The 26,482-nt window shown below is 44.4% G+C and carries 19 protein-coding genes and 1 pseudogene; 8 read left to right on the forward strand and 12 right to left on the reverse strand.

Going from position 1 to position 26,482, the window contains the following annotated elements:
- Positions 1-46: 46 nt before the first annotated feature.
- Entirely contained in the window at positions 47-400 is a 354-nt protein-coding gene (locus tag JNUCC1_RS03035) for an STAS/SEC14 domain-containing protein (RefSeq protein WP_156643982.1), read from the forward strand.
- Between the two features lie 67 nt (positions 401-467).
- Here JNUCC1_RS03035 and JNUCC1_RS03040 read toward each other — a convergent pair whose 3' ends face one another.
- The 5 genes from JNUCC1_RS03040 to JNUCC1_RS03060 form a co-directional block, all read right to left on the reverse strand.
- A complete protein-coding gene (locus JNUCC1_RS03040) occupies positions 468-2,717 on the reverse strand; it encodes a carboxypeptidase regulatory-like domain-containing protein (RefSeq protein WP_156643983.1) in 2,250 nt (749 codons plus the stop codon).
- Entirely contained in the window at positions 2,707-3,024 is a 318-nt protein-coding gene (locus tag JNUCC1_RS03045) for a hypothetical protein (protein WP_156643984.1), read from the reverse strand. The genes JNUCC1_RS03040 and JNUCC1_RS03045 overlap by 11 nt, the downstream gene beginning before the upstream one ends.
- Positions 2,993-3,559 (reverse strand): RNA polymerase sigma factor, encoded by a 567-nt coding sequence (locus JNUCC1_RS03050; RefSeq protein ID WP_331713713.1) that lies wholly within the window; start codon positions 3,557-3,559, stop codon positions 2,993-2,995. Before JNUCC1_RS03050 ends, JNUCC1_RS03045 begins: the two co-directional genes overlap by 32 nt.
- 138 nt (positions 3,560-3,697) lie before the next feature.
- Positions 3,698-4,675 carry a zinc-binding dehydrogenase gene (locus JNUCC1_RS03055; protein WP_156643986.1) on the reverse strand — a complete coding sequence of 326 codons (978 nt, stop codon included), beginning with the start codon at positions 4,673-4,675 and terminating at the stop codon, positions 3,698-3,700.
- Positions 4,676-4,764: 89 nt separating this feature from the next.
- Positions 4,765-5,694, reverse strand: a complete 930-nt coding sequence (locus tag JNUCC1_RS03060; RefSeq protein WP_156643987.1) for an aldo/keto reductase — start codon at positions 5,692-5,694, stop codon at positions 4,765-4,767.
- A gap of 154 nt (positions 5,695-5,848) precedes the next feature.
- Between JNUCC1_RS03060 and JNUCC1_RS03065 the strand changes: the two genes are divergently transcribed.
- Positions 5,849-6,955 (forward strand): C40 family peptidase, encoded by a 1,107-nt coding sequence (locus JNUCC1_RS03065; protein WP_156643988.1) that lies wholly within the window; start codon positions 5,849-5,851, stop codon positions 6,953-6,955.
- A gap of 73 nt (positions 6,956-7,028) precedes the next feature.
- Here JNUCC1_RS03065 and JNUCC1_RS03070 read toward each other — a convergent pair whose 3' ends face one another.
- Positions 7,029-8,402: an alanine/glycine:cation symporter family protein gene (locus tag JNUCC1_RS03070; protein WP_156643989.1), complete on the reverse strand. Its 1,374-nt coding sequence runs from the start codon at positions 8,400-8,402 to the stop codon at positions 7,029-7,031.
- A 270-nt stretch (positions 8,403-8,672) separates the two neighbouring features.
- Here JNUCC1_RS03070 and JNUCC1_RS03075 point away from each other — a divergent pair, with 270 nt between their 5' ends.
- Together JNUCC1_RS03075 and JNUCC1_RS03080 are read left to right on the forward strand one after the other, a co-directional pair.
- Complete coding sequence (locus JNUCC1_RS03075; protein WP_156643990.1) at positions 8,673-9,524, forward strand: hypothetical protein; 852 nt, start codon at positions 8,673-8,675, stop codon at positions 9,522-9,524.
- Between the two features lie 576 nt (positions 9,525-10,100).
- On the forward strand, positions 10,101-11,564 hold the full coding sequence (locus JNUCC1_RS03080) for an IS1182 family transposase (protein ID WP_156643992.1): 1,464 nt from the start codon (positions 10,101-10,103) through the stop codon (positions 11,562-11,564).
- Positions 11,565-12,066: 502 nt separating this feature from the next.
- Here JNUCC1_RS03080 and JNUCC1_RS03085 read toward each other — a convergent pair.
- The 4 genes from JNUCC1_RS03085 to JNUCC1_RS03100 all read right to left on the reverse strand — a co-directional run bounded on the left by JNUCC1_RS03085 (position 12,067) and on the right by JNUCC1_RS03100 (position 16,766).
- Entirely contained in the window at positions 12,067-13,137 is a 1,071-nt protein-coding gene (locus JNUCC1_RS03085) for an EAL domain-containing protein (RefSeq protein ID WP_156643994.1), read from the reverse strand.
- Positions 13,138-13,245: 108 nt separating this feature from the next.
- Complete coding sequence (locus JNUCC1_RS03090; RefSeq protein ID WP_197431606.1) at positions 13,246-14,607, reverse strand: FAD-binding oxidoreductase; 1,362 nt, start codon at positions 14,605-14,607, stop codon at positions 13,246-13,248.
- Positions 14,608-14,651: 44 nt separating this feature from the next.
- Positions 14,652-15,716 (reverse strand): AbrB family transcriptional regulator, encoded by a 1,065-nt coding sequence (locus tag JNUCC1_RS03095; RefSeq protein WP_197431607.1) that lies wholly within the window; start codon positions 15,714-15,716, stop codon positions 14,652-14,654.
- A 75-nt stretch (positions 15,717-15,791) separates the two neighbouring features.
- Positions 15,792-16,766, reverse strand: a complete 975-nt coding sequence (locus JNUCC1_RS03100) for an NAD(P)H-quinone oxidoreductase (RefSeq protein WP_156644000.1) — start codon at positions 16,764-16,766, stop codon at positions 15,792-15,794.
- Positions 16,767-16,977: 211 nt separating this feature from the next.
- Here JNUCC1_RS03100 and JNUCC1_RS03105 point away from each other — a divergent pair, with 211 nt between their 5' ends.
- Together JNUCC1_RS03105 and JNUCC1_RS03110 are read left to right on the forward strand one after the other, a co-directional pair.
- Positions 16,978-18,987, forward strand: a complete 2,010-nt coding sequence (locus tag JNUCC1_RS03105) for an efflux RND transporter permease subunit (protein ID WP_156644002.1) — start codon at positions 16,978-16,980, stop codon at positions 18,985-18,987.
- Positions 18,988-18,991: 4 nt separating this feature from the next.
- Positions 18,992-20,836: a YhgE/Pip domain-containing protein gene (locus JNUCC1_RS03110; protein ID WP_156644004.1), complete on the forward strand. Its 1,845-nt coding sequence runs from the start codon at positions 18,992-18,994 to the stop codon at positions 20,834-20,836.
- 279 nt (positions 20,837-21,115) lie between these two features.
- Here the strand turns inward: JNUCC1_RS03110 and JNUCC1_RS03115 are convergent, their stop codons facing one another.
- Complete coding sequence (locus JNUCC1_RS03115; protein WP_156644006.1) at positions 21,116-22,033, reverse strand: aldo/keto reductase; 918 nt, start codon at positions 22,031-22,033, stop codon at positions 21,116-21,118.
- 147 nt (positions 22,034-22,180) lie between these two features.
- On the opposite strand from JNUCC1_RS03115, the pseudogene JNUCC1_RS19440 reads away from it, so the two are divergent.
- A pseudogene (locus JNUCC1_RS19440) lies at positions 22,181-24,081 on the forward strand (BglG family transcription antiterminator); the annotation flags it as partial.
- A gap of 96 nt (positions 24,082-24,177) precedes the next feature.
- Positions 24,178-26,130 (forward strand): PTS fructose transporter subunit IIABC, encoded by a 1,953-nt coding sequence (locus JNUCC1_RS03130; RefSeq protein WP_156644009.1) that lies wholly within the window; start codon positions 24,178-24,180, stop codon positions 26,128-26,130.
- 94 nt (positions 26,131-26,224) lie between these two features.
- Here JNUCC1_RS03130 and JNUCC1_RS03135 read toward each other — a convergent pair whose 3' ends face one another.
- Positions 26,225-26,452, reverse strand: a complete 228-nt coding sequence (locus JNUCC1_RS03135) for a group-specific protein (RefSeq protein ID WP_156644011.1) — start codon at positions 26,450-26,452, stop codon at positions 26,225-26,227.
- Between the last annotated feature and the right edge of the window lie 30 nt (positions 26,453-26,482).

The raw sequence follows: 26,482 nt of genomic DNA on the forward strand, positions 1-26,482 counted from the left end.
CATTTTTGATCAAGAGGACAGGCCCACTAAGAAAGGATGATCTGTTATGATCGAAATCGCAAACATTGAAAACAGTCCGATTGTAGAGATGACCGTGTCGGATAAATTGACGCAAGGTGACATGAAGGAATTTGATGATTTCTTCGAGAACAAAGTCAGCGATCTTGAACGCGTTAATCTTCTGCTCCTGATGGATCATTGGGAAGGACTCACAATGAAAGGCCTAATGGAAAACATCAAAATGGCCAAACATGTCAAACACATTAACAAAGCCGCAATTGTGGCAGACAGCAAGTTTCTCAAAACCGACTCAAAAATAGAAGACTTGCTGCCAAACACACGCATTGATTACTTCAAAACTGACGAAAAAGACGCTGCCAAAAAGTGGTTGCAGGAATAACACCTCTTCAGAGCGAGACCAGGCCCGCAGGTTTTAAACCTGCGGGCCTGGTCTTGAATTTACCGTTTTACTCCAGTTCACCGAGTTGTTCAACGAATTCTGTCAGAGCTGGTTCTTTGGTGTTTTTCAGCCATCGTTCCAGTTTCGCGTTGTCACCTTTAAAGTACAGTTCAAGACCGGTGCGCATTGTTTCTATATAAGCAGCTTTTCGATTTTGAGCCTCTGTTTGCATCTCGACGATCAGTTGTTTCCAAGGCCGTCCTTTGTTGAAAGAATCGTATTCAGGATAATCATCAGCAATTTTCAGAACATCTGCAAATGACGCCCCTTGGTACAGTGATACGGCAAGCCAGTTGCCAGTCTCTGAATGATACAAATCTGACGGTACAGCTTCTGCAAACGCCTGACGCGCCGCTTCAAATTCTCCCTGTCTGATTAAAGCCTTAGCGTGCAGCGCTTCAATAACGCCTTTTTCAAGATCAGACACACCGTGTTCTGCCCTCTGATACCAGTGATCAAACGCATCCCAATCACGTTGCTCATAATAGTAGCTTAAGAGTTCCAGTATATATGGAAATGCCCCTGTTTTTTCTGCCAGTACTTTTACATAAGGAAAAACAAGTTCATCACGGGTTTCTATCGTCCCGTCCCCTTTCATGCCGAGCAGCCGCACGATCATTCGTACGTTATGCATGTCTTCCGGATGTTCTTCATACCCTGCCATATAACCGTCCAGAGCTCCTTTGAAATCACCATCGAGCAGCTTGTGATCCGCTTCCGTAAGCTCACGTGTTTTCAAGTAAAAGAATGGCAAATTACCGAGGGTCTCTTCATTCAGCCGATAACCGTTGCTCTGGGTGATCAGATTCCCATCTTCATCAAAAGCTTCCACGTTCCAGGAAAAACGGCTCTCGGGATTGGCGAGTCCGAGCAAACCAATCGGGTCCATGTCATCTTCTTCATCCCCTACTAAAATATTGAATGACTGGTTATACAATTCTTCAACCGCAATATGCGTTGCCGTGGACGTGATATGAGTTTTCAAGCCTCTGCCAATAGAACCGCCGTCAATCGGGATGTTGACACTCAAATTATAGTAGGCAGCGTCTTCTACTTTCTCCCAAGCAAACTCCACCGTTTCCCCTGTGATTGTAGTCTGATTTACGGGAGATTCAATATTGATCAATTCCTGCAATGTAATGTCTTTCGTGATGTCGTCATTGCCCTCAATGTTCACCCAGTCGTTGGCCTGAACCGGATACGTCCATCCATCTATTTGATCGAAGGCGAACCCCAAGAAGAGCTGATACTCGCCGGGCATCACACCGTGAAAGGTATAAGCACCATTTTCATCAGTAACCACCTGATAGGGCTCTACCTGGCTAACGCTTTGGTTTACAACATTTTTCTCTCTTAAAAATACCCCCACATGTTTGAGCGGCTCTCCATTGGCGCGCTGAACAGTGCCTGAAACACTTACCGCAGCCGCTGCTTTCTCGTTCATTAACCGTCCCAAACGCCATTCCAGCGATTGCAGCTGCTCATATTGCAGGTCATTTTCAACTGAAAAATCCCCGTCGTACAGTTCTGCTTCTTTTGCCGATTTTTCATAAGCAGCAAGCGCTTTTTGAATGCTGTCATATGCCTCTTTGACATTGCCTTGCTGCAAAACCAGACGTGCTCTCATCTCAGCCGCTTCGGCTTGCATCGAAGCATCATCCGGTTTTATAGTCTCAAGCATCTGGTGCATCAAATGGTCTGCTTCGTCGAGATCACTGCTTTGCATGGCGAGCCGGACACGTTCAAGTGATAATTCCTGTTTATCATAGTCATATTGGTCGCCGGTAAAACGGCCAGCCGTGTTTGCAAGCACCTTGTCTGCCTGTTTCCAGTTGTTTTGCTCAGCGTAATAGCCAGCGAGGTTTTTAGCAGCGGTTGTGAGAAAGCCATTGACCGGGCCTTCTTTAACATACTTTTTTATATATGGAAGCTTTTCATTCCAGGTAAACTTAACACTGGTGTCATCCGTTGTCGTCTGGGTAAAAGACGGGCCGGCATAGACGTCATACCGATGGGCAGGCCCATCATCCAACATACTTTTCCGAATCAGCTCCCATTTTTGACTTTGCAATAACGGCTTTTCCAGAAGGTCCATAACCGTATCTTTTCCCACTTGGTCCCCGTCCCCGTCTGTCAGACGCTTTTCCGTCAGATGCAAATTGATTTGCGGGATAATGACAAAGCTGACGAGCGGTACCAGCAACATAATGGTCAAAACGGTTAATATGAGATGTTTCACTTTGATGTTAATCTTCATAGCGACTCACTGCCCTTTCGAAATCATTTTCCCAGTACGTATTCCCAGCCACTTCAATTGTCTTTTGAGTTTGGTCTGGCTGCAAAGGAACCACAACTTCATGATAACCAACTGCCAATAAGACCAGTGCAAACACCGTGGACACCGGGAGAAGGGGGATCGAGATCTCTTTATTCCAGAATGCGACTGCTTTGTCACGGAAAGATTCAGGATGCGTTCGTTTTAAGACGTCTTTTTGACCGGAAAAATGGATATGCTGCATGTCTTCGTCCAGTTTATGTTTCAGATGATCTGTTTTTCGAGTCATATTCTCTTTCCTCCTTCTCCAGAATGGTTTTTAATTTAGCGCGCCCACGTGTGAGGCGGGATTTGATCGTATTGTCGCTGCTCTTCGTGTAATGGGCAATGTCCTTAATTTTCATCTCGTTAAAATAATATAGAGTGATAACTTCGCGATAGGTATAGTCCAGCTCTTGTATGGCGTTGGCGAGACGCGCATGGGTCAGTTTGGTGAGAAATTGTTCTTCCGGCCCTGCTTCAGGATCTATTTCCGGTGGCCGATCGTGTTCATCCTGCTTGTGAAGCCGAATATGCTTCCAGCTCCATTTGCGCATCTGTGATCGGCATTTGTTTACTGTAATGGTCGTGAGCCAGCTCTTTAATTTTGCCGGATCGTCCAGCTGTGTGATTTTGTTAAAGGCGGTAACAAATGTGTCTTGAACAATTTCTTCAGCTGTTTGCGTGTCTTTCACAAGCAGGATAGCCGTCCGGAGCAGATAGTCTCCGTATGTGTTCATCAATTCAATCAGTGCTTCTTCCTCTTTTTCTCTCAATCTCTCCACGATCTCCAAGACGGCAATCCCCCTTCCTGTCTATATAGATGCTACCACACTCTAAAAAGTTGCATTTGCAGGCAAAATTTTGAGGCCATGCCCCCGGGAATTTAGTCCCGGATGCATGGCCCCGCTTCAGGCATTTATTTAGATGTTAATAGAAATCTTACCGAACTGTTTGGATTCACTCAAGTAGTCGAGGGCTTCGGCTCCTTCATCAAGCTGGTACGTGCGGTCTACAACGGGATGAATCTTATGGTTCTCAATCAGCTCTATCATGGCGCGGAGCTCGTCTCTGCTTGCCATGGTGGATCCAATCAGCTTATATTGACCATAGAAAAACGCACGTAAATCGATCTCAGCCGTATCTCCAGCTGTGGCACCAAACACGATGACGCGCCCGCCTTTTTTCACGACTTCAAGTGAACGATTCAAGGTGGCCGCACCGACACTGTCAATCACGATATCAACCGTCTCGTCTCTCAGCACCTCAGTCCAATCACTGTTCGTATCAATGGCGAGATCGGCACCAAGCGCTTCTGCCTTCTCGCGTTTATCTGCACTGCGGGAACTCACAATCACACGTGCACCCGCTGCTTTGGCAAATTGAATCAAATATGTCGCTACACCGCTGCCCGCTCCTGGAATAAACAGTGTTTCACCTTCATGGATTTTCCCCTTCGTAAACAAAGCTCTGTATCCGGTCATGGCGGAAAGCGCGAGCACACCAGCTTCTTCCCATGTTAGATGTTCTGGTTTCTTTTCGAGCTGGTCAGGTTTCAGGACGATGGACTCAGCAAAGGTTCCGTGATCCGGCATTCCTAGGATATCGAAACCTTCCGGGGGCGCTTCAGCATTATTAAACCAATTCAATGAAGGGTTGATGATGACTTCATCTCCCTCTGAAAAATCTGTCACCCCTTCTCCAACTGCATCAACGACACCTGCACCATCTGAACCAAGTATCAGCGCCGCTGCATCCTCTCCCCGTCGGACCGGTACAAATGAATCACGCCGGTTCAGCCCAGCTGTTTTCAGAGCCACACGAACGAGCCCTTGGTCAGCAAACGGCTCAGTCATTTCTTTCATTTTCAACTCACCATATTCATGTACAAAAGCTCTCATCTGAAATACCTCCTCCACTCTCTTTTCAATTAAAACAAAGATGCCTGCCACATGGTCTTAACCACATAGCACGCACCCTTATCATCGCCTTAACAGAACAGTTGGTCAATCTTTACAATCGTTTCCCGGGATAATTTAATTTCACCGGCGCGTTTATTATCCTCAACCTGCTGCGGCTTTTTCGCACCCGGTATCACGACATCCAAAGACGGGCGTGAAAAATACCAGGCCAGTACAATATGCGCGACGTCTTCACCATAGTCATTGGCGATCTCACGGAGCCGCTCCACTTTTTGCAGGTTCTCTTTAAAAGCCTCGCCCTGAAAACTTGGTTTCTGAGCTCTGATATCATTGAATGTTGTGGTTTCATCATATTTGCCGGCAAGTAAACCGGATTCCAGCGGGAAATACGGAATGAACGTCATGTCGTTTTCCTGAGTGTATGGGAATACGTTCCATTCAGCTTCACGATGCAGAAGATTATATTGAGACTGCACCACATCGACATAGCCGTCTTTATTCGCTTCTTTAAGCTGATCCAATGAAAAATTCGATACACCGATCGAACGGATTTTTCCTTGATCGCGCATTTCTTTCAGCGCACCGACCGCTTCATCCTTTGGTGTATCCTCATCCGGATAATGAATGTAAAACAAATCAATATAATCGGTGTCCATCCGGCGCAAGCTGTCTTCTACCTGCTGTTTCAAAAATGTCGGTGAGTTGTTCATAACGACATCTTCTCCAACAAATTCATGCGCACCTTTAGTAGCGACGACAGCCTGGGTGCGATTGTATTCCTTCAGCACCTCTCCAACCAGTTCTTCAGATCGTTTTGGTCCGTAGATAAAAGCTGTGTCAAGAAAGTTCATACCATGGTCAAGCGCAGACCGGACAACAGCTTTACCCTGTTCTTCATCCAAATCCGGATAAATATTATGGCCCCCAACTGCATTGGTGCCAAGTCCTACTGGATAAACGTCAATATCTGATTTTCCGAGTTTTACGTGTCGTTCCATGTCTAAAACAGCTCCTTTCTTCATTAATGCTATTTCCTTTTCAGGCCAGACATTAAACGTCAAAGAACCCTCACAGTGGCACACCCGTTCCATCTATCTATCATTCTAGAAGCATGGTATAATAAAATTACTTTTTAATAGAGGAGGGCATTATATGTCGAATAAGAAACTGGTCTTGTCGGTTGCCGTCACAGCGGCTGTGGCATCAACACTTGTCACGCCGAACAGTGCGGCTGCTGAAGCGTATCGTGTCAAAAGCGGCGATTCGCTCTGGTCGATTGCGCACCAATACAACACAAGTGTCCAGACATTGAAATCGATCAACGGCTTGTCAGGAGATCTTATTTTTCCCAATCAAGTTCTGGAAACCACACCATCACACTCTAATCCCAGCACAAAACCTAACACGAAACCCAACGCAAAACCCGATAAAAAGCCTGCCGCAAAACCTACTACATACATCGTTAAGCGCGGCGATACTTTAAGCGGTATTGCTAATGAACATAACATATCGTTATCCGATTTGATGAAGTGGAACAATTTGAACTCCACCCTGATCTACCCAGGCAACAAATTTGTCGTCTCAAAATCGGGGGATAGCAGCCAGGGCAAACCTGAAACTACAGTTCCGGAATCAGACAGCAATTCACAAAATGGAAGCACTGCTAACCCTGCACCAAGTAAACATGCCAATAGTGTCTACACGGTCAAATCAGGGGATACACTATCAGCGATTGCCAAGGCCAATCGTGTAACTGTCAGTGATTTAAAAACATGGAACAACCTGAAATCAGACTTGATTCTAATCGGACAAAAGTTAAATATTGGTTCGAAAAAAGCACCTGACAATGCAACAGACTCAACTGTGGAAAATACACCCCCATCAGATATTGACTATAACGTTGACAAGCTATTATCTGTCGCAAACAGCATGACAGGGGTTCCGTACAAATGGGGCGGCTCCACACCAGGCGGTTTTGACTGCAGTGGCTTTATTCATTATGCCTATAACCAAGCTGGCAAAAGCATTTCGCGCCTTTCCGCTGCCAGTTATCACAGCCGTGCATTTTACGTGGACACACCTAAAGTCGGTGACCTTGTCTTTTTCAAAAACACCTATAAACAAGGGATTTCCCACATGGGCATCTATATCGGCAACAACAAATTCATTCATGCCGGCTCATCTAAAGGCGTCCAGATTGCAGACGTCAACAGCAGATATTGGCAGAAACATTTCGATAGCTTCAAGCGTTTTTATTAAGAGTTTACAAATGAAAAGCGGAAAGACATCTTATAAAATGTCTTTCCGCTTTTTTTTTATAGGCTATCTGAAACTACTGAGCATGTCTTGTCGCTTCAAGCTTTTCTGCCCGTTCTTCTTTCACTTTCTGATTAAAGCGCTTGGTCTCAAATATAATGATACCCGACAATCCAAGCAGTCCAATCAAGTTCGGAATCGCCATCAAGCCGTTCAGAATATCAGCCAGCGTCCATACTGCGTCAAGTGAAGCAGTCGCACCGACAAAGATAAATAATACAAACACTGTCCGGTATCCTTTAACAGCCGCCTGACTTTTGAACAAGTACTGGAAACACTTTTCTCCATAATAGCCCCAGCCAAGAATGGTCGAGGTTGCAAAGAACAACAGACCGAATGTGATCAGATATGGTCCCACACCACCAAGCAATGTTTCAAACGCCGCAGAAGTCAGCACACCAGCTTCGATGGACTTATCCTGCCACTGACCCGACATAACGATCGTCAGACCGGTAATCGTACAAATAATGAATGTATCGATCAGTACCTGAGTCATGGAAACAAGCGCTTGTCTGCCTGGCATGTCGGTCTTAGCTGCAGCTGCCGCGATGGGTGCCGATCCGAGACCAGCTTCGTTTGAGAAGAGCCCGCGTGCAATCCCGTAGCGAATGACCGCACCAACTGCACCACCGACAGCTGCTTCACCGGAAAATGCTGCTGTGAAAATCGTACCGAATGCTTCAGGCACCAGATTAATATTTAAAATAACAACGATTAGTCCGCCAAGAATATAGAAAGCCGCCATAATTGGAACAAAGAAAGCAGTTACACGTCCAATCCATTTAATGCCCCCGATAATAACCGCTCCGGCAAATAGGACAAGGGCCACCCCTGTTAACCAAAAAGGTATTGAAAATGTATCATTCATAAGGTCAGCGACAGCTTTAGCCTGGGTTCCATTTCCAATACCAAACGCAGCAAGTGCGCCAAAAATCGCAAACAACACGCCTAGCCACTTTTGTTTCAAACCGTGTTCCAGGTAATACATCGGACCGCCAGACATATTGCCTTCAGAATCTTTCACACGATACTTAACCGCCAAAATCGCCTCACCGTATTTTGTGGCCATACCAAACAAACCAGCCAGCCACATCCACAAAACCGCTCCAGGGCCCCCTAAAACAATTGCTGTCGCAACACCAACAATGTTTCCGGTACCTACCGTTGCTGCCGAGGCTGTCATCAATGCCTGGAAATGTGAAATATCCCCATCTGACTTCTTGTCCTGATTTCGGGAAAAAGCAAGCTTCAATGCATAAGGTAATGAACGAATTTGCAAAAAGCCAAGACGTATCGTTAAATAAACGCCCGTTCCCACAAGCAAAACAAGCAGCGGCACACCCCAGACAATATCACTAACACTCCCCAGAAATTCCTCGATTCCCTTCATGTACAATCCCCTCTCTTTTTTGTGAAGTGTGGAAATTTTAATCGAGTGCTAACCCCCAAATTGTAAACCCTTACAAAGCATCCGATTAAAAATTCCGTCTAAATTATATTACTCTAATTAAATCGGAAATATCAGGCAATGTCAAGCGGAATTCAAAACTTTTACACGATGCTATTCGGGACTAAAGTTTCATATTTTCAAAAACAGTCGAATACCACTGGAAAATACAGTATAATTTGTAATACAAAGATAAAAAGGAGCGAGAAAGCATTGGAAGAGCATCTTGAGGATCACACGCAAAAAAAGTGGTACGAGAAAACTTGGGCAATTGTACTGTTGCTCATTCTGTTTTGGCCAATTGGTCTTTTTTTAGTATGGAGATTTTCTGATTGGACCAAAGCGACTAAAACGACCGTTACAATCATTACTTCAGGCTTGGTCGTTTTGGGTATGATTATCACAACCATTGCCCTCTTTTTTGGCTTCCTTCTTTTATCAAGCGATGATGTGGAAGAAGCAAATTCCACCACCATTAATACGGAGGAAACTGAAAATGACGTTGTCCAGGACCAAACCGAGGAAGCGGATGACTCCTCCTTTGATACGGAAGATGAGGAGACCGTTTCCGGAGATGGTCAGGATGCAGGTGAAAGTTCGGCTTCCGGAGATGAGTTTGCCCCGCTGGAACGGGTAGACTTCCATTTTGATGATCGGGACTGGGAGGTTGGATTTGAAGCAGAGGAAATGGGCGACATGACAAGGGAGTACGTCGTGGAAGGTGAGAGCGTTAATGCCTGGAGCGAGCTCGTCACGGTTCAATTCTTCTCAAGTCTGAGAGAACTCAAACCTGCAGAATTCGCCGAAATGCTTGAACAACAGATTAACAGCGATGTTGAAGGAAATATTGAATGGAACATTTTCAACGAAGAAAGTGACAGTGTGATGTATGAATTCACCCTGACCGGGGACCCTTCAATCACAGACCAATATGAAATGGCCCGCGTCATTTCCCACGAAGACGGACTATATGTGCTGCATTACGCCATAGCCGAAGCCCCCGTCCCAGACGACACCTACGACAAATGGACCAAACTACTGCAAAAAGCAACCATCAATGAATAACCAAAACACCAACAGGCCTCCAGAGCACCCGCTCCGAAGGCCTGTTTATCGTCATTAAAAAAGGCAGTTGTCCTATAGATTAATGCATTTTTTTTAATGCTCAGTATCCGTAAACTTCGAACTAACTAAGTTTGTATGAGAAAAACGCCGCTCCGAAAATACATTTCCCTTTCCGCGGGCACAGCCTCAGCCTCCTTGCCCCGGCAAGGGCTATGTCGACGTTGCCTGCAAAGGGCGATTTTAGTCGACCCTCCTTAATGCGCCCGCTGTGGGGTCTTCGGACTCGTGCTGTTCCCACAGGAGTCTTCATGTATTTTCTCCGCTATAAATCTGCCTCCCAAGTTTGTGTTGCTTATAATTGGTATAAACTAACGTGCTCATGCTAAAAGTGAAACACATACTATCACCGGGATCCGGGAAAACACGGAGACTCCTATGGGAAAAAAAGCCTCGGTGAGACCCCACAGCACGATAGGAGGCCACTGAAAAAGTCCTCTAAATATCTAGGTAGGAGGTGATTTATAATCTGCGATTGCTTATAATGAAAATAATAAAAAAGAAAGTGGGAGATCGTAAATGTTAGCAAGTCAACAATCCTTAAACATTAGCTCCTATACGGATCTCTACGAGATCATTATTCCTAATGATAATTTTCTCCGTCGCATCAATGAGCTAGTTGATTTTAGTTTTATTATAGAGGAATTAAAAAATAAGTATTCTCATAATAATGGACGAAATGCGGTCTCCCCTATTCGAATGTTCAAATACCTACTGTTGAAACGTATTTATGATCTATCAGATAGTGACGTTGTAGAACGCTCAAGATATGATATGTCCTTTAAATATTTTTTGGAAATGGCTCCTGAGGACCCAGTCATTGATTCGAGTTCCTTAACAAAGTTTCGCAAATTGCGTCTCGAGGATAAAAATATGTTAGATTTACTTATTAATAAAACCGTTGAAATCGGGATAGAACAAGGTGTACTCGAGAGTAATATATTAATTGTGGATGCCACACATACCGCTTCTCGACACAATTCTAAATCAGCCAATGACTTTTTAAAAGAGAAAGCGAAGCTGGTGCGTAAAGCTGTATATGGGTTTGATGAATCTATGAAAGAAAAATTTCCAGTCAAACCTTCTTACGATGATATTAATGAAACAACTGAGTATTGTGAGTCTCTAATCAAGACGATTGAACAAGAACCGGAAATCAGCAACATGCCGACTGTGAAGGAAAGAATAAATCTATTAAAAGAAGTCTTGGATGACTGCGAACATCAAACAGTTCTTTCGGATGACCAGGATGCCCGCACAGGGCACAAGACATCAGATAGTTCATTTTTTGGTTACAAAACACATTTGGCTATTTCAAGGGAGAGAATTATTACAGCTGCATCAGTTACTACAGGAGAGAAAAGTGATGGTAAGTATTTAAAAGAACTCGTACAAAAAAGCAAAGATGCTGGCATGAAAGTAGATACAGTTATTGGAGATACTGCATACTCTGGAACGAATAACTTAAAGTTAGCAAAAGAAGAATCGTTTCAATTAGTGTCCAAACTGCATCCGGTTATTACAAATGGAAAAAGACACGATACTGGGTTTGAATTTAATAAGGATGCAGATATGTTTGTATGTCCGGCAGGACATTTAGCAACAAAAAAGTTATACAAGAATAGAAAAAATCGAAATGCCCAATTAAAGTTTTACTTTGATGTGGATAAGTGTAAAACTTGTCCTTTACGGGACGGATGCTATAAAGATGGAGCCAAAACCAAAACGTATTCTGTTTCAGTGAAGTCAACGGAACATAAAGATCAGGAGGCTTTCCAGCAAAGTGAAGCTTTTAAAGAAATAGCAAAAGATCGATACATGATTGAGGCTAAGAATAGTGAATTGAAAAATAGGCACGGATACGACAGAGCCGCATATTCGGGTTTATTTGGCATGGAATTGCAAAGTGCGGCGACGATATTTGTAGTTAATTTAAAAAGAATAATGAAGCTGATAGACAAAAAAGAGCAAGCTTCTGAGTAATAGAGGAGCTTTTTTTCTTTTTACTGCGAAAAAAAGCTCCGTTTTTTTGTTTTATTTTTCTTGTTTCGCTCTTCCTAAAAAAAGAGGGTGATTTTCAGTGGCCTCGCACGATAGCGCGAGGAGGCTCAGCAGCGCCCATGGAAAGCGCAGTGTTTTCCCGGAGCTCGGTGGTGCGAGGCAGTCATTAAATTTTTAGTTAGGCTTCTTTATCTGTGTTTGAGCTGTTCTGCTTGTAAAGGCAAGGGATGATATAAATGCGCCCCTCTTTTTTATATTCTTGTACAACCTTCCACTTGAACTCAGCAGAATAATGTGGATGTCTCAAAATGCCTCTTTTAGAGTAATTATTTTTTATTCTTTAGCTGTCTACTCTAATGGGAGCGTATAAAAGCGCAGTGTTTCCCCCGAAAGGTTGATACCAAGTTTTCATAGGCTCATAGTTTTGTCTACTATTAGTTAGAAGTTTTACATGCAAAAAGCAACAATATACTATAACACTATCTTAAGAAATTTTAATGTCCTGGAGTGGTTCTGGGCCAGGTTTGGCGAAGTAATAGCCTTGGTATAAGTCATATCCCATTTCGTTAAGAAAATCCAGATCTTCTTTTCGCTCAACACCTTCCGCAAGCGCCTGGGCACCTACATCGTGAGCCATTTTCAAAACAACCTCTGCTGTGGCCTTTTTCTCAGCATCCTTACTGACGCCATTCGTATATTCAAGTGCCAGTTTAACAAAATCCGGCTGCAGATCAGCAATCAGCTCTGGACCGTTAAAGCCTGTTCCAACATCATCCAAGGCATACTTAAAACCATGCTTTCGATAATAACTCAGAATAGACTTCAGATGTTCAATATCCTGGACCTTATCCGTTTCAACGACTTCAAATACAACCTGCTCAGGCCGGATATCAAGTTTTTTTATCAAAGCAAACGTTGTTGCCAGACAATGTTCAGGTACATAAATCGCTGTTGGAATAAAATTAATGAAAATCAAACGCTCAGTCGCGTTTTTTGCATTATTAATCGACTCCATACGGCAGACGCGATCCAAGGCGAACAATCGGTTTCGCTTCCGAGCAGCCTCAAACATTTTAAATGGCGGAATCATTTCATTGTGCTCATTAACACCGCGGCTGAGCAGTTCGTTACCGACAATTTGTATAACATTATTTTTAACGGCTACGATCGGCTGATAGTACGTCTGAATTCTACGGTTTTGAATCAAACCATCTATCCAACTGAACGCACGCGTTTCCTGAAAAGACCGAATCGGCTGTAATGCATTTAACGTCCGTATCGGATCCTCCCGGGAAGCTTCAACCGCAAATATATCATCAGCGCTTAAGTGCGCCTCAATGTAGTCCATCAAGCCAAAAAAGACTGGTTCAACTGTCCAGAACATCCGATTATTGATAAGCGTCCATTCTGTCTCGGGGAAGCCTTTAAAATAATGGGTCAGCTGTTCGGTATGCTGATCTTCTGAAAAATATATCGTATACCCACGTGGTTTGGGGTTGCATATATCACATGTCAAAGTGGCATCTTCCTTTTTTTGTAAAATGTATTGCCACATTTATAATACCATTAAAACGCTGCCTGCCGCTACCCCCTCATAAATGACAAAAGCGTGACCACGCCCCAGAATTAGAATCTTGAAGGCTCGACCACGCTACTCTTTGAATTATAAAATTTTCCCAGGGTTCAAGATGTTTTTTGGGTCAAATGCTTGTTTAATGTTTCGCATCAGCTGCAGGGCGTTTCCGTGCTCTTCTTCCTGGTATTTCTTTTTCCCTGTGCCAACACCGTGCTCACCTGTGCACGTTCCGCCGCGGGCGAGGGCATAATGTACAATGCGTTCGTTAACCTGATCGGCTTGTTCCACTTCAGCAGCATCTTCCGGGTCGAGCATCAGCAGGATGTGATAATTGCCGTCGCCGACATGCCCGACAATGCCCCCAGAAAGCCCGGATTCTTCGATGGCTCCACGTGCATCCTTCACCGCACCGGCAAGCTCAGAAATGGGCACACATACATCTGTCACCATCTGCTGTCTGCCAGGGTGGTTATGAATAAACGCGTACGCTGCGTGATGTCTGGCTTCCCACAGTTTGTTGCGTCCGGCTGTATCGGATTCAAATTCAATGTTCATGCTGTTCATATCTTCCACAATCTCTTTCATAAATTCAACATCCTGATTGAGTCCTGCCTCGTTTCCATGCAATTCCAGAAATAGGGTTGGCACTTCTGCGTACGTTGTTTCGCTATATACGTTCATCTGTTTAATGGCCACTTCATCCACCAATTCAACCCTGGCGACCGGGATGCCCGCTTGCAGAATACCGATCACAGCGTTCACAGCATCGTCTACCGTTTCAAATTCCGCACGGGCTGCCATTATGTATTCCGGGATCCCTGTGACACTTAATGTCAACTCCGTGAAGCAGCCGAGCGTTCCTTCTGATCCGACAAATAAGCCATTCAGGTCATAGCCGGATGAAGATTTTCGCGCCAGGCTTCCTGATCTGGTAATCGTTCCATCTGCCAATACCACTTCCAGTTCACGCACCTGGTCACGCATAATCCCGTATTTTACAGATGTTGTGCCACTTGCATTGGTAGCAGCCATTCCACCAAGGGTTGCATCGGCTCCCGGATCTACTGTGAAAAACATGCCATATCGCTTTAATTCCTTATCAAGCTTAGAACGTGTCACGCCGGGCTGTACCCGAACGAGAAAGTCATCTTCCCGCACCTCAAGGATTTGATCCATATTCGCAAAGTCAATGGTGATCCCGCCTTGATATGGAATGACACTCCCTTCCAGACTTGAGCCATACCCAAACGGTACCACCGGAATCTCATGTTCGTTTGCGAGTTTCATCACCGCACTGACCTCTTCTGTGTTTTCCGGATACACCACAACATCGGGCGCATGACTTTTATGGTAAGACTCATCAGAGCCGTGCTGATCCAACAAGGTTTCGTTCACCGACACACGCTCCGCCGCCATAATGTTTTCCAAAGCTTTTACGAGTTCATTCATATCTATAGATTTTATCAAACCAAACATCCTCTCTCTGAAACTATTTAACTTTCATATCGTCTTTGAGTCAGCCATTTGAAGAAAAATGGGATAACGAGCATAATCGATAGCAATCTGAACAGCTGATAGCTTGTCACGACTGACAAATCCCCGCCAACTGCAATAGCGGTAATGCCCATTTCCACCATTCCCCCAGGCGCTGTACTCAAGAGTGCTGTTGGGTACCCAATATCGTAAAAAAAGGTTAGACCGTATCCGATACCGATCCCGAACAACACCAGCACACCTACTGTCAAAGCCGTATAGGCACTCGTTCTTTTCCAATTGGGTAAATGCCGCGGCTGCATTTCAAGTCCAATATGCACACCAATAAACAGCTGTGCCAGATTTACAAGACTTCCTGGAAGTGCAGGCGTCGGATAGCCGCCAAGCGTTAGAATAATGGTCAGGATCATTGGTCCAAGCAAGATGGACGTTGGAACACGGAGCCTGTTGAGAAGCCAGGCAGCCACAATCATCATAGCAGGATACACAATGAAGGCAAACCATGGCATGTCGCTCCATAAAGTGGCTGAAGCTGTATTGTCAGGTGTTGCAGTGTTGGTGTCTGCACCGAACATAAATACCGTTATAATTGGAACAATAATGACGATCATCATGACGCGCATACTTTGCAAAAACATAATAATCGTTGGGTTAACACTCTTAATCTCGTCAAGCAGAAGCATGATCTGGGAAAGTCCGCCCGGGACACTTCCCATCAGACAGCTGGTCAGATCCAGACCTGTCAGGCGGGAGAACATCCATCCAAGTAGTAAACTGAAGGCGACAGTGACGATCGTTATAACAATCATCGATGGAATGTGATCCCGCATTTCCAGGAAAGCTTCTTCGGTAAATGAAGACCCTGTTAAATAACCGAGCAACATCATCGCGATGACGCGAAATTTTACCGGCCAAAATAATTTTCTTTGTGTCGTGACGTGCCAAACGGCGGTTGCAGTCAATGAGCCAATTAACCACGGCAGCGGAATGTTGACCCATGTGAAAACAGCCACGCCAACGAGCGCCACCACCAACGTTTCAACGAATACCAGTAATTGTTTCAACCGCACTCCAACCCTTCCAATTCGACAAAATTCGGGAAGTGACAGGCACCGTTCGCGTCTCTGTTCGCGTGCGGGTTAGACATGGAGGATGATTTTGCCGATGTTTTGGTTGTTTTCCATGTGTTGGTGGGCGGCGGCGATCTCGTCCAGTGGGAACACACGGTCAACGATGGGTTTGAGCTTTCCGGTTGAGAACAATGGGAGCGCGTCTTTTGAAAAGGCTTGGGCGAGAGCTGCTTTGTAGGCATCTGATCTTGGTGTCAGCAAGGTGCCTTTAAGATGGATGCGTTTTGCCATGAGCTGACTTAAATCCACGTGTTCCACCATGGCCCCGCCAAGCATTCCAATCAATACCCATCTGCCATCAACAGCCATGCTGTTCAGGTTTTTCTCCCAATACGAAGCTCCGATAAAGTCGAGAATGACATTGACGCCCTCATGATCTGTCACCTGCTTGACGGCTTCATCAAATGCCTCCTCTTTATAATTGATACAGACATCAGCCCCGAGCGATCGGGTCATATCCAATTTTTCTGCTTTCCCTGCTGTTGTGATGACTCTGGCCGCTCTTAATTGTTTGGCGAGCTGAATGGCTGCGGTTCCTACCCCGCTGCCGCCCGCATGAATCAGCACGGTCTCTTCCCGTTTCAATTCACCAAGCCAAAACAGGGTCTGGTATGCTGTTAAGAAGACTTCCGGAATGGCAGCGGCTTCTTCAAATGTTAATTCCTCCGGGATGATCATCGCCCTTCCCGCAGGCATCACCGCATATTCCGCATAACCCCCGCCGTTCACAAGCCCCATCACCCGTGTGCCCGGCTCGACCTTAACATTTGCACCTGCCTTTTCAACCACACCTGCGACTTCAACACCAAGAATCGGTGTCGTTGCGTAGCCGCCTGTATTTTCTCTATTCAAAATGTCTGTCCGGTTTACGGCGGTTGCCTGTACATGAATTAATATTTCGTCAGAACCAGGCTCAGGCACAGGCTGCTCGGACACCTGCAGCTGATCTGTCCCGCCAGGTTGTTTCACTGTAATACATTTCATCACTTCCACCCTTTCTTTCTACCTATCATACCAAAAACAACAATTTATCGACAATCCAGCGGCATAATTGCAAGTCAAGCTTTTAAACATTAAAATAGTACTTATGATTCTAACACGATCGTATATATCATGTGATACACCTAGTTGCCTCTGGAAAGGATGACCACCGATAGATATTACATCACCAATTCTCAAATTCAAAAAATCAATTATGACCATATTTATTCTACTGGCCGTGATCGGTGCCATCGTACAGTTCTGGGTGCCGGTCAATTACAGCATGGTCGATTATTTACCGGAAAATGCCCCATCAACAACTGCGATGGATGTCATGGAAGAAGAATTTGACTCTGCAGTTGCCAACACTCGAGTCATGGTACAGGATGTGTCCGTCCAAGAAGCCCTTGCTTTTAAAGAAGACATAGCGGCAATCGATGGAGTGAATGACGTCTCTTGGCTGGACGATGCCATAGATATCAGAACGCCTCTTGAAGTCGCTGATCAGGAAACAGTGGAAACGTATTATAAGAATGACAAAGCCCTGTTCACCCTGGAAATTGAGGAGGGCAAAGAAGTCCCAGCCACCGAAGCCATTTATGACGTGATCGGCAAGGACAATGCCATGGCGGGAGACGCTCTAAACACAGCGATCTCTCAACAAAAAACTGGACAGGAAACATTCAATGCGGCAGCCATTCTCATCCCTGTCGTTATTTTAATTCTGCTTTTGTCAACACGGTCCTGGTTTGAGCCGGTCCTATTCCTGACTGCCATCGGAATCTCTGTGCTCATTAACCTTGGAACCAATATTTTCATTGGAGAAATCTCATTTATTTCTCAATCTGTCGCGCCGATTCTCCAGCTCGCGGTTTCACTGGACTACGCCATATTCCTGCTTCATAGTTTTGACGATTACCGAAAAACAGATTCGCCGGAAAAAGCAATGAAACGTGCGATGAAACGGTCTTTCCCGGCAGTAACAGCAAGTGCTTCGACAACCTTTTTCGGTTTTCTGGCCCTGACGTTTATGGATTTTGAAATCGGGGCAGATCTCGGGCTGAACCTGGTCAAAGGGATTCTGCTCAGTTTCTTGAGTGTCATGGTCTTTCTGCCTGCTCTAACGCTAATCAGCTACAAGTGGATTGATAAAACCCATCACAAACAGTGGCTGCCTAACCGGTATCCGATTGGAAAATTCGTTACGAAGCTGCGTATTCCTGCGCTTCTGCTTGTGGCACTCATTATCGTGCCGGCTTTTCTTGCACAAAATGAAACCAACTTCATTTACGGCATGGGGGATAACCCGGACAACACACGCGCCGGTCAAGATGAAAATGCGATTAAAGACGCGTTTGGCAAATATACACCGATCGTACTGCTCGTGGACAAAGGCGACCTTGCCCGCCAGGAACAGTTCGTGGATGAGCTCAGTGAGCTGAAATATGTCAAAAGCACCGTTGACTACACGGGCGCTGTCGGTACAGGGATACCACCGGAGTACTTGGAAGAATCCGCCCGGGAACAATTTTTCTCAGAGCATTACAGCAGAATTATTTTAAATACGACAACAGATACGGAAGGCGATGCAGCCTTTGCCCTTGTGGAGGACGTGAAAGAAGTCGCTGCAAACTATTATGGTGATGACTACTATGCCACTGGCGAAAGCTTCACCTTATATGACATGAAACAAGTGGTTCAGGAAGACAATAAACTCGTCAACGTCCTGACTGTTGTAGCGATCGCCGCCGTCTTACTGATTACATTCAAATCCTTGTCCATGCCGCTCGTTCTGATCCTGACCATCCAAACCGCTGTATGGATGAACCTAGCTGTGCCTTATTTCACGAATGAGCCGCTCGTCTATATCGGTTATCTGATCATCAGCATCGTCCAACTGGCGGCCACTGTGGACTATGCCATACTTTTTACAGAAGACTATATGAACAATCGCCAGGAGATGCCGAAATTCGAAGCCATTAAGAAAACCATTAACGAGAAAATCTTTTCCATTGGGGTGTCCGCATCGATTCTGTCCAGTGTTGGCTTTATCATGTGGCTCACATCGACAGACCCGATTATCTCTTCCATCGGGATCCTGCTCGGCCGCGGAACGCTTCTCGCCTTTACAATGGTCGTGATTTTTCTGCCGGCACTGCTCGTTGTATTCGACAAACCGATCGAAAAAACAACTTGGCGCCCCAATTTTTATAAAAGGAAGTGATCGTATGCAAAAACAAACATTTAGAACTGCTTTCGCCGTACTGTGCAGCTTCCTGCTCTTGTTTGGGCTTTTACCCGCCGGGACGTTTGCAAAAGAAAAAGACACCGGCTCTGAGGGCATCATCGATTCCAAGGATGAGACCGTCTATGGCACCCTTCGTTCAGACGGCCAAACAAAAAGCATGTATGTCGTCAACACTTTTCACGTGGAAAAACAAGGTCAGTTAACCGACTTTGGCCCCTATACCGACGTACGCAACCTGACCAATTTAGAAGACATCAAAATGCCGTCAAATCATAAAGTCGTATTCGAGACCGACAGCGACGAATTTTATTACCAGGGCGAACTTAAGAATCAGCCGTTGCCCTGGAATTTATCCATCACCTATACACTCGACGGGGAGAAAATAGCACCCGAAAACCTTGCCGGCAAAAATGGCCATCTGCAAATCCAAATTGAAACGAAGCAAAACGAATCCGTTGATCCCGTGTTTTTCAACCATTATTTGCAGCAGATCAGCGTCACAATCGATCCGGCTAAATTTAAAAACGTGCAGGCACCCAAAGGAACGATTGCAAACGCCGGTAAGAATCAGCAGGTTACATTCACCGTGCTCCCGGAAAAAGAAGATGTCCTGATCATTTCCGCAGATGTAACCGAATTCGAGCTGAAACCCATTGAACTCAATGCCCTTCCTGCTAACATCGCAATTGAAGATCCGGATTATGGTGCGTTAACCAGTGACATGCAAACCCTGGCAGATGCTGTTGCCGAACTGCATAACGGGGTTGCTGAATTGAATGGCGGCATTTCCGATTTGAATGCCGGTGCAGCCGATTTAAGCTCCGGATCCAGTGATTTCCGAGGCGGACTTGCCGAGCTGAGTCAAAGATCTGGGGACTTGATAAGCGGGTCACGGGAAATTCAAAAAGGATTGAACGGGATTAATGAACGCCTCTCTGGAAATTTCGAGACGCCCGATTTAAGTGAGTTACAAGCCTTGCCAGAGGGGTTGCGAAAGCTAGCTGGCGCTTTGAATGAGTCAGCCGTTGGGCTTGGGGAATTGAAGGAAGGATTTAAAGGTGCTCATGATACTTTAAAAGGTACGATTAACCAGATTCCTGAAATTAACCCCGATGAAATTGATAGACTTTTAAACAATGTAGAGAAAGGGAGCGAGAACAAGAAAACAGTTAAAAAGCTCGTTCAAGCATATAAGAAAGCTCAAGAAGTTAAAGGTGTTTATCATGGTACCCAAGATCGACCTGGGGTAAAACAAGCATTTAACGCTGTCCCACAGACTTTGGATGAAGTTTCCGGCGGATTGAATGAAATGGTTACCCAACTCAATCAAACCGCTGACCAGATTGAAGCCGGCTTAAGCCAAATGGATCAGCTCGATCAGCTTGACCAGCTGCAGCAAGGCATTGCCACTTTGGCCAATGAATACAGTAACCTGCATTCCGGTATCGTTTCTTACACAGATGGCGTGAAGTCCTTAAATGCCAACTATAAGGAACTGGACAACGGCATTCAGTCGCTTTCGAACGGACTCAGCTCTGTAGATCAGGGCGCTAGCGAATTGCAAAGCGGTTCAAAAGAGCTCAAAGAAGAAACAGCAGATCTCCCGAGTGAATTTGAGTCTGAAATCCAGGAGATGCTTGACGAATTCGATTACTCCGATTTTGATCCCGTTTCATTCGTTTCAGATAAAAACGACCAGATCGGTGTTGTCCAATTTGTCCTCCAAACCGAAAGCATTGAAATGCCTGAAGCTGAAACACCTGATGCAAACGATGACGACGACAACCAAAGCATCTGGCAACGTTTCTTAAACCTATTTAAATAACACACCACCTCAAAACCGAGGCCAGACCCCTGGGCGAAACACCCTGGTGTCTGGCTCTTTTGTTTGAGAATGATTGGTTATATCGGAAATTCTGCCTCGGATATCGGAAATTTTGGAACCTATATCGGCGTTTTTGATGCATATATCGGCGAATTCACCCCATATATCGGAAAAACGCATAAAAGCACGCTAAAACAAAAACACAAAACCTCCCTGAACGAAAGATTTTGTGTTTCAAGTTCTACCCTACTATTCATTAATGGTACCCAGACTTTAAATTTAAGGCAGTTCATTACCTGCTGCTCTGTACAGCTCGTACCATTCTTTCCGTGTCAGTTGGACATCTGAAGCTTTGGCAATCTGGGTTAGCCGTTCCTGATTCATCGTTCCCACCACAGGCTGGATGGTTGCAGGATGACGCAAAATCCAGGCAATGGCCATCGTTGTTGGACTTACTCTTTTTTCTTCAGCCATCTCTTCAAGCTTTCGATTCACTTGTGGAAAATCCGGATTTCCGATAAAAGGTCCTTCAATCATGCCGTGCTGAAAGGGTGACCACGCCTGAATCGTAATGTCATTTAAGCGGCAATACTCCAATACCCCTCCATCGCGGACCACTGCAGGATCATTATGCATATTGACATTAAATCCAGCGTCAATCATAGGCGTATGGACAAGGCTCAACTGAAGCTGATTCACAATTAAATCGTCTTTTAAATATTTTTGCAGCAATTCCATTTGCAGGGGATTCTGGTTGCTCACCCCAAAATAACGGACTTTTCCACTGCCTTGCAATATCGCAAAAGCTTCTGCGACTTCCTCAGGTTCCATCAAGGTGTCCGGTCGATGCAAAAGGAGGGTATCAATATAGTCGGTTTTCAGCCGACGCAAACTTCCTTCCACCGATTCAATAATATGCTCCTTTGAAAAGTCAAAGAACCCATCACGAATTCCGCATTTCGTTTGCAATTTAATCGTTTCACGCCGGTCATCGCTCAGATTGATCGCATCTCCAAAAATCGCTTCGGAATGACCGTCTCCGTAAATATCGGCATGATCAAATAGATCTATACCGTTTTCAAGGGCATTGACAATCACACCTGAAGCCTCAACTCGAGTCAACTCATTCATCCGCATACAACCCAAAGCTATTTTGCTCGTTTCCAGCCTGCTTTTTCCCAGTTTAATTGTTTTCATGCTATAACGCTCCTTTTTTAGCATACTATAAACGCTTCCCTTCTCATTTTGCAACAAAACACATCTAATTTTGTGGTGTTGATTATATTTTGTTATGTTATAGTATTCACAAAGGATGTGGGTGAAATGAATGACAGGCAGAAAAAGTTGTTGCACATTTTGCTGACCAAATCAGATATGTTTTTTCATATAAAAGATCTTGCAGAACAACTGCACTGCTCAGAAAAAACAATTCGTAACGACTTATCTATCATTGAACAATCTTATAGCACTAATGATCACATTACATTATTACGCAAACCAGGAACGGGCATTTCTTTGCAAATTGATGAAGCTTTTAAAAGTGAAGTGTTTCAAAATTTATTGAGCATTAATCAAACTTCAGAGCGAGAACGTGTGGTGGAAATTGCTTATCAGCTTCTTTCATCGCCCATGCCTTTGACCTTGTCTACTCTAGCCCAAAAATATTACACCAATAAAACTATTATAAAAGACGATCTGAATCAAATAAAGAATTGGCTTACAGCGTTTCATCTTACATTGGAATCGAAACAACGCGTCGGCAGCACAATATCTGGTGATGAACTTAATAAACGAAACGCCCTTGCCAATTTATCTTCACTCACCTCTGAGGATTCAGATAGTCGCAGTCCGGTTCTTGCCCTTTTTCCGCAGAATGAGATCACACTTGTTCGAAAGACACTTAAGGATCTGCAGCAACATTTTGGCATTGCATTTACAGATGGTGGTTTTGACAGTCTGTTAATTCATACGCTCATTATGATCAAACGCATCAAGAGTCATTCCGCCTTGCATATATATAAAGTAAATGAAGATGAATATGCATCATTGCCTTTTAACATGACTGCTTGGTTTTTAGACAGATTAAAGTACAAACTTAATATTTCATTTCCAAAAAATGAACAAACATATTTCTCTGCTCATTTATTGAGTGCCAAGATCAAATATAAAGGAACAAACCAAATCGAACCATATCACCATCCTTTCACCAGAAAATTAACTGATCATCTCATTTACAATATGGATCAGAGCACACAAGTCCACTTTCAAAAAGATCCTGTTTTACACGAAGGCTTAATGGTTCATCTCCATTCTGCTATTCATCGCATTAAATTTGGTTTTCCGATTATGAACCCTTACTAAAAGAAATCAAACGCTTATATCCTTATATGTTGAGAATGTTGCAAACTGCTTTAGAAAATTTAGATTTGAATGATCTAGATTTTCATATTCCGGAAGATGAGGCAGCCTACCTTGTTCTTCATTTTCAAGCTTCAGTAGAACGGTTAAACCAGAAAACACGAACCACTCATCGTGCCGTGATTGTTTGTCACCTGGGAATTGGCATATCTAATTTGTTAAGAGCTAAACTTGTTAACCATTATCCTGCTATTAAGATCATCGACACTATAGGTAAAATGGATGTAAAACAATTTATTCAGCAACACGAGGTCGATTTAATAATAACCACGGTAAACCTTGAACAGCTCTCTGTACCACACATCGTTATCTCTCCTTTATTGGGTCCAGAAGATAAAAAAAAGTTGGAAACTTGGTTAAATGTAACAGGACAACATTCGGCTCCCTATAAACATAATAATTCCGCGCTTCTATCACTTATCAAAAATGGGTTTTTGTTTTCTAACGTTAAGCGTACTCACAGATATGAAGTCGTTGAGATGCTGGCAAATTCATTGTATAAACAGGGTTCTGTTGAGCACGCTTTTATTCACAATACCCTTATGAGGGAGCGTGAATCAGCAACTGGAATCGGTGGCGGAATTGCTATTCCTCATGGAAAGCCTGATCTTGTAAAAAGTTCTTCTATAGCGATGGCGGTGTTACCGGAAGCAATCGAATGGGGTGACGAGCTGGTAAAGGTTGCCTTTTTAATCGCTTTGGCCCCTGAAGATAAACAGGTGGCCAAAGATGTGATTGAACACCTCTCAACCATCAGCAAAGATCCCAGCAAAACAAGCGCGCTTTCGCAGGTTTCAACTTTTGAAGATCTGGAATCGTTACTATGATTAATACGTGCATTACCACAACTCCGGTATAAAGTTAGGATATTGAATCGGATTTCAAAGGTTATACTTGGTATAACCAATAAGGGAGGGGTATTCATGACAAAGATATTAGCAGTTACAGCCTGTCCAGTCGGTATCGCCCATACGTATATGGCCGCTGAAAACCTTCAAAAAGCCGGTGAGGATCTTGGAGTGGATATAAAAGTAGAAACACAGGGATCGATCGGAGTTGAAAATGCTTTAACCGACGAAGACATTCGTCAAGCAGACGGGATTATCATCGCAAGTGATAAAGACGTCAGCAAAGAACGCTTTGTCGGAAAAAAATTGCTCGTTGTCGGCGTTCAAGACGGCATCCGCAGACCTGAAGAACTGATTCAAAAGGTACAAACAAATGAAGTGCCCATTTATAATGCAGGAAATGACACAATTCAAGCTGTTAAGCAAAAGAAGAAGGAAAAAGAAAATCCGATTTACCGCCATTTAATGAACGGCGTGTCGTACATGATTCCTTTTATCGTCGTCGGTGGTTTACTGATTGCAATCGCCTTGACGTTAGGTGGAAAGCAGACTCCGGGTGGAATTGTGATTCCTGAAGACTCCTTCTGGAAAACCATTGAAAGCATTGGTGCCGCTTCATTCAGTTTTATGGTACCGATCCTCGCTGGGTTTATTGCTGTCAGTATCGCTGATCGCCCCGGTCTTGCACCAGGTGTCATTGGCGGATTTATCGCTGCTAACGGCAGTTTCTACGGTAGTGAAGCTGGCGCTGGGTTCATAGGCGGTATTATTGCTGGTTTTCTGGCAGGTTATGTTGTATTAGCTATTAAGAAAATCAAAGTTCCAAAGTCAGTTCAGCCCATCATGCCAATTATTGTCGTACCCATTCTAGGAACATTGATCGTTGGTATATTATTCAGCTTTGTCATTGGAGCCCCTGTTGCATCATTATTTGAGGCACTCACAGAGTGGCTGAAAGGCATGCAAGGCGCCAGTTCCATCGTACTCGCTCTCATCTTAGGTGCTATGATTGCTGTTGATATGGGTGGACCATTTAATAAAGTTGCCTTTTTGTTTGGGTCCGCCATGATCGCTGAAGGTAATTACGAAATTATGGGGCCTATTGCGGTAGCGATTTGTATCCCGCCAATCGGTATGGGCCTAGCTACATTTTTAAATAAACGTAAATATCAGCCTGCAGAACGTGAAACAGGTAAGGCTTCATTTACGATGGGTTTATTCGGCATTACAGAAGGCGCTATCCCATTTGCTGCGCAGGATCCATTACGGGTTATCCCCAGTATTGTGGTCGGATCTATGGCTGGTTCGGTTATTGCTATGATGGGCAGTGTAGGTGATCGTGTTGCTCACGGTGGGCCAATTGTAGCTATTCTTGGTGCTGTCGACAACGTGGTTATGTTTTTCATTGCGGCGCTTGTTGGTGTGTTGGTGACCGCCATCATGGTTAATCTATTGAAAAAAGACGTCGATTCTGAACCTGCAATGGTCAGCTCCAGCGCTGGAAATGCAGCTGTGGAAAACACTTCAGCAGATGAAACAATTCAACAGACAGAGACAGAAGAGATTGAAATTCATAAACTGACAGACATTACTACCCCTGAGCTGATTAAAACGAGGTTAAATGGAACCACCCGTGACGAGGTCATGGATGAATTGATTAAGATGCTTAATGCATCTGGAGTGATCGAGTCAGCTGACACGTACAAGGAAACATTGCTTGCTCGAGAAGCCGAGGGAACCACCGGGCTCGGTATGAATATTGCCATTCCGCATGGTAAATCATCCACAGTCAGAAAACCAGCTGTAGCATTTGGCATTCAATCCACTGGTGTCGACTGGAACAGCATGGACGGAACAAGAGCAAAATTAATTTTCATGATCGCTGTTCCAAAAGAACGTGAAGGAAACGACCATTTAAAAATCTTACAAATGCTATCGAGACGTCTGATGGACGAATCATTCCGGGAACAACTGTTAGAAGCTGAATCTAAGGAAGAAGCATACAAATTGCTCGACACAATATCTTAACTAAACATGCAAAAGAGCCGCTGACCTCATAAAAATGATCACCGGCTCTTTATTTTATCTATTAAAAAAAGGACTTAGCAGATGCTTTTAACAGCTAGCTTGCATACTCAGCCAACTTTTCATTGCGCTCCTCTCGCTCTGATTGAGTTGCCAGATCATATTTTTTCAGCAAATGAAACACATCATTTAACGCTTTTTGTGAAAGTTCTGTCGTCAGGCCCGACTCCAGTCCCTCTGTCAGATCACCTGGCAAATAGGGTTTCTGATCCTGCAGCTTCTGTTTTACAGACTCCAGTGAATGATCAATATTACATTTTCCCATGAACATTTCCTCCTTTAATAGCGCGTGTCT

The sequence above is a fragment of the Lentibacillus sp. JNUCC-1 genome (genome assembly GCF_009741735.1).
In the GTDB taxonomy this organism is placed as follows: domain Bacteria; phylum Bacillota; class Bacilli; order Bacillales; family Amphibacillaceae; genus Lentibacillus_B.

Excerpts from the sequence above, each read along its gene's own strand:
- JNUCC1_RS03035 (WP_156643982.1), top strand. The coding sequence starts at position 47 with ATGATCGAAATCGCAAACATTGAAAACAGTCCGATTGTAGAGATGACC.
- JNUCC1_RS03040 (WP_156643983.1), bottom strand. The coding sequence starts at position 2,717 with ATGAAGATTAACATCAAAGTGAAACATCTCATATTAACCGTTTTGACC.
- JNUCC1_RS03045 (WP_156643984.1), bottom strand. The coding sequence starts at position 3,024 with ATGACTCGAAAAACAGATCATCTGAAACATAAACTGGACGAAGACATG.
- JNUCC1_RS03055 (WP_156643986.1), bottom strand. The coding sequence starts at position 4,675 with ATGAGAGCTTTTGTACATGAATATGGTGAGTTGAAAATGAAAGAAATG.
- JNUCC1_RS03060 (WP_156643987.1), bottom strand. The coding sequence starts at position 5,694 with ATGGAACGACACGTAAAACTCGGAAAATCAGATATTGACGTTTATCCA.
- JNUCC1_RS03065 (WP_156643988.1), top strand. The coding sequence starts at position 5,849 with ATGTCGAATAAGAAACTGGTCTTGTCGGTTGCCGTCACAGCGGCTGTG.
- JNUCC1_RS03070 (WP_156643989.1), bottom strand. The coding sequence starts at position 8,402 with ATGAAGGGAATCGAGGAATTTCTGGGGAGTGTTAGTGATATTGTCTGG.
- JNUCC1_RS03080 (WP_156643992.1), top strand. The coding sequence starts at position 10,101 with ATGTTAGCAAGTCAACAATCCTTAAACATTAGCTCCTATACGGATCTC.
- JNUCC1_RS03085 (WP_156643994.1), bottom strand. The coding sequence starts at position 13,137 with ATGTGGCAATACATTTTACAAAAAAAGGAAGATGCCACTTTGACATGT.
- JNUCC1_RS03090 (WP_197431606.1), bottom strand. The coding sequence starts at position 14,607 with ATGAATGAACTCGTAAAAGCTTTGGAAAACATTATGGCGGCGGAGCGT.
- JNUCC1_RS03100 (WP_156644000.1), bottom strand. The coding sequence starts at position 16,766 with ATGAAATGTATTACAGTGAAACAACCTGGCGGGACAGATCAGCTGCAG.
- JNUCC1_RS03105 (WP_156644002.1), top strand. The coding sequence starts at position 16,978 with ATGACCATATTTATTCTACTGGCCGTGATCGGTGCCATCGTACAGTTC.
- JNUCC1_RS03110 (WP_156644004.1), top strand. The coding sequence starts at position 18,992 with ATGCAAAAACAAACATTTAGAACTGCTTTCGCCGTACTGTGCAGCTTC.
- JNUCC1_RS03115 (WP_156644006.1), bottom strand. The coding sequence starts at position 22,033 with ATGAAAACAATTAAACTGGGAAAAAGCAGGCTGGAAACGAGCAAAATA.
- JNUCC1_RS03130 (WP_156644009.1), top strand. The coding sequence starts at position 24,178 with ATGACAAAGATATTAGCAGTTACAGCCTGTCCAGTCGGTATCGCCCAT.
- JNUCC1_RS03135 (WP_156644011.1), bottom strand. The coding sequence starts at position 26,452 with ATGGGAAAATGTAATATTGATCATTCACTGGAGTCTGTAAAACAGAAG.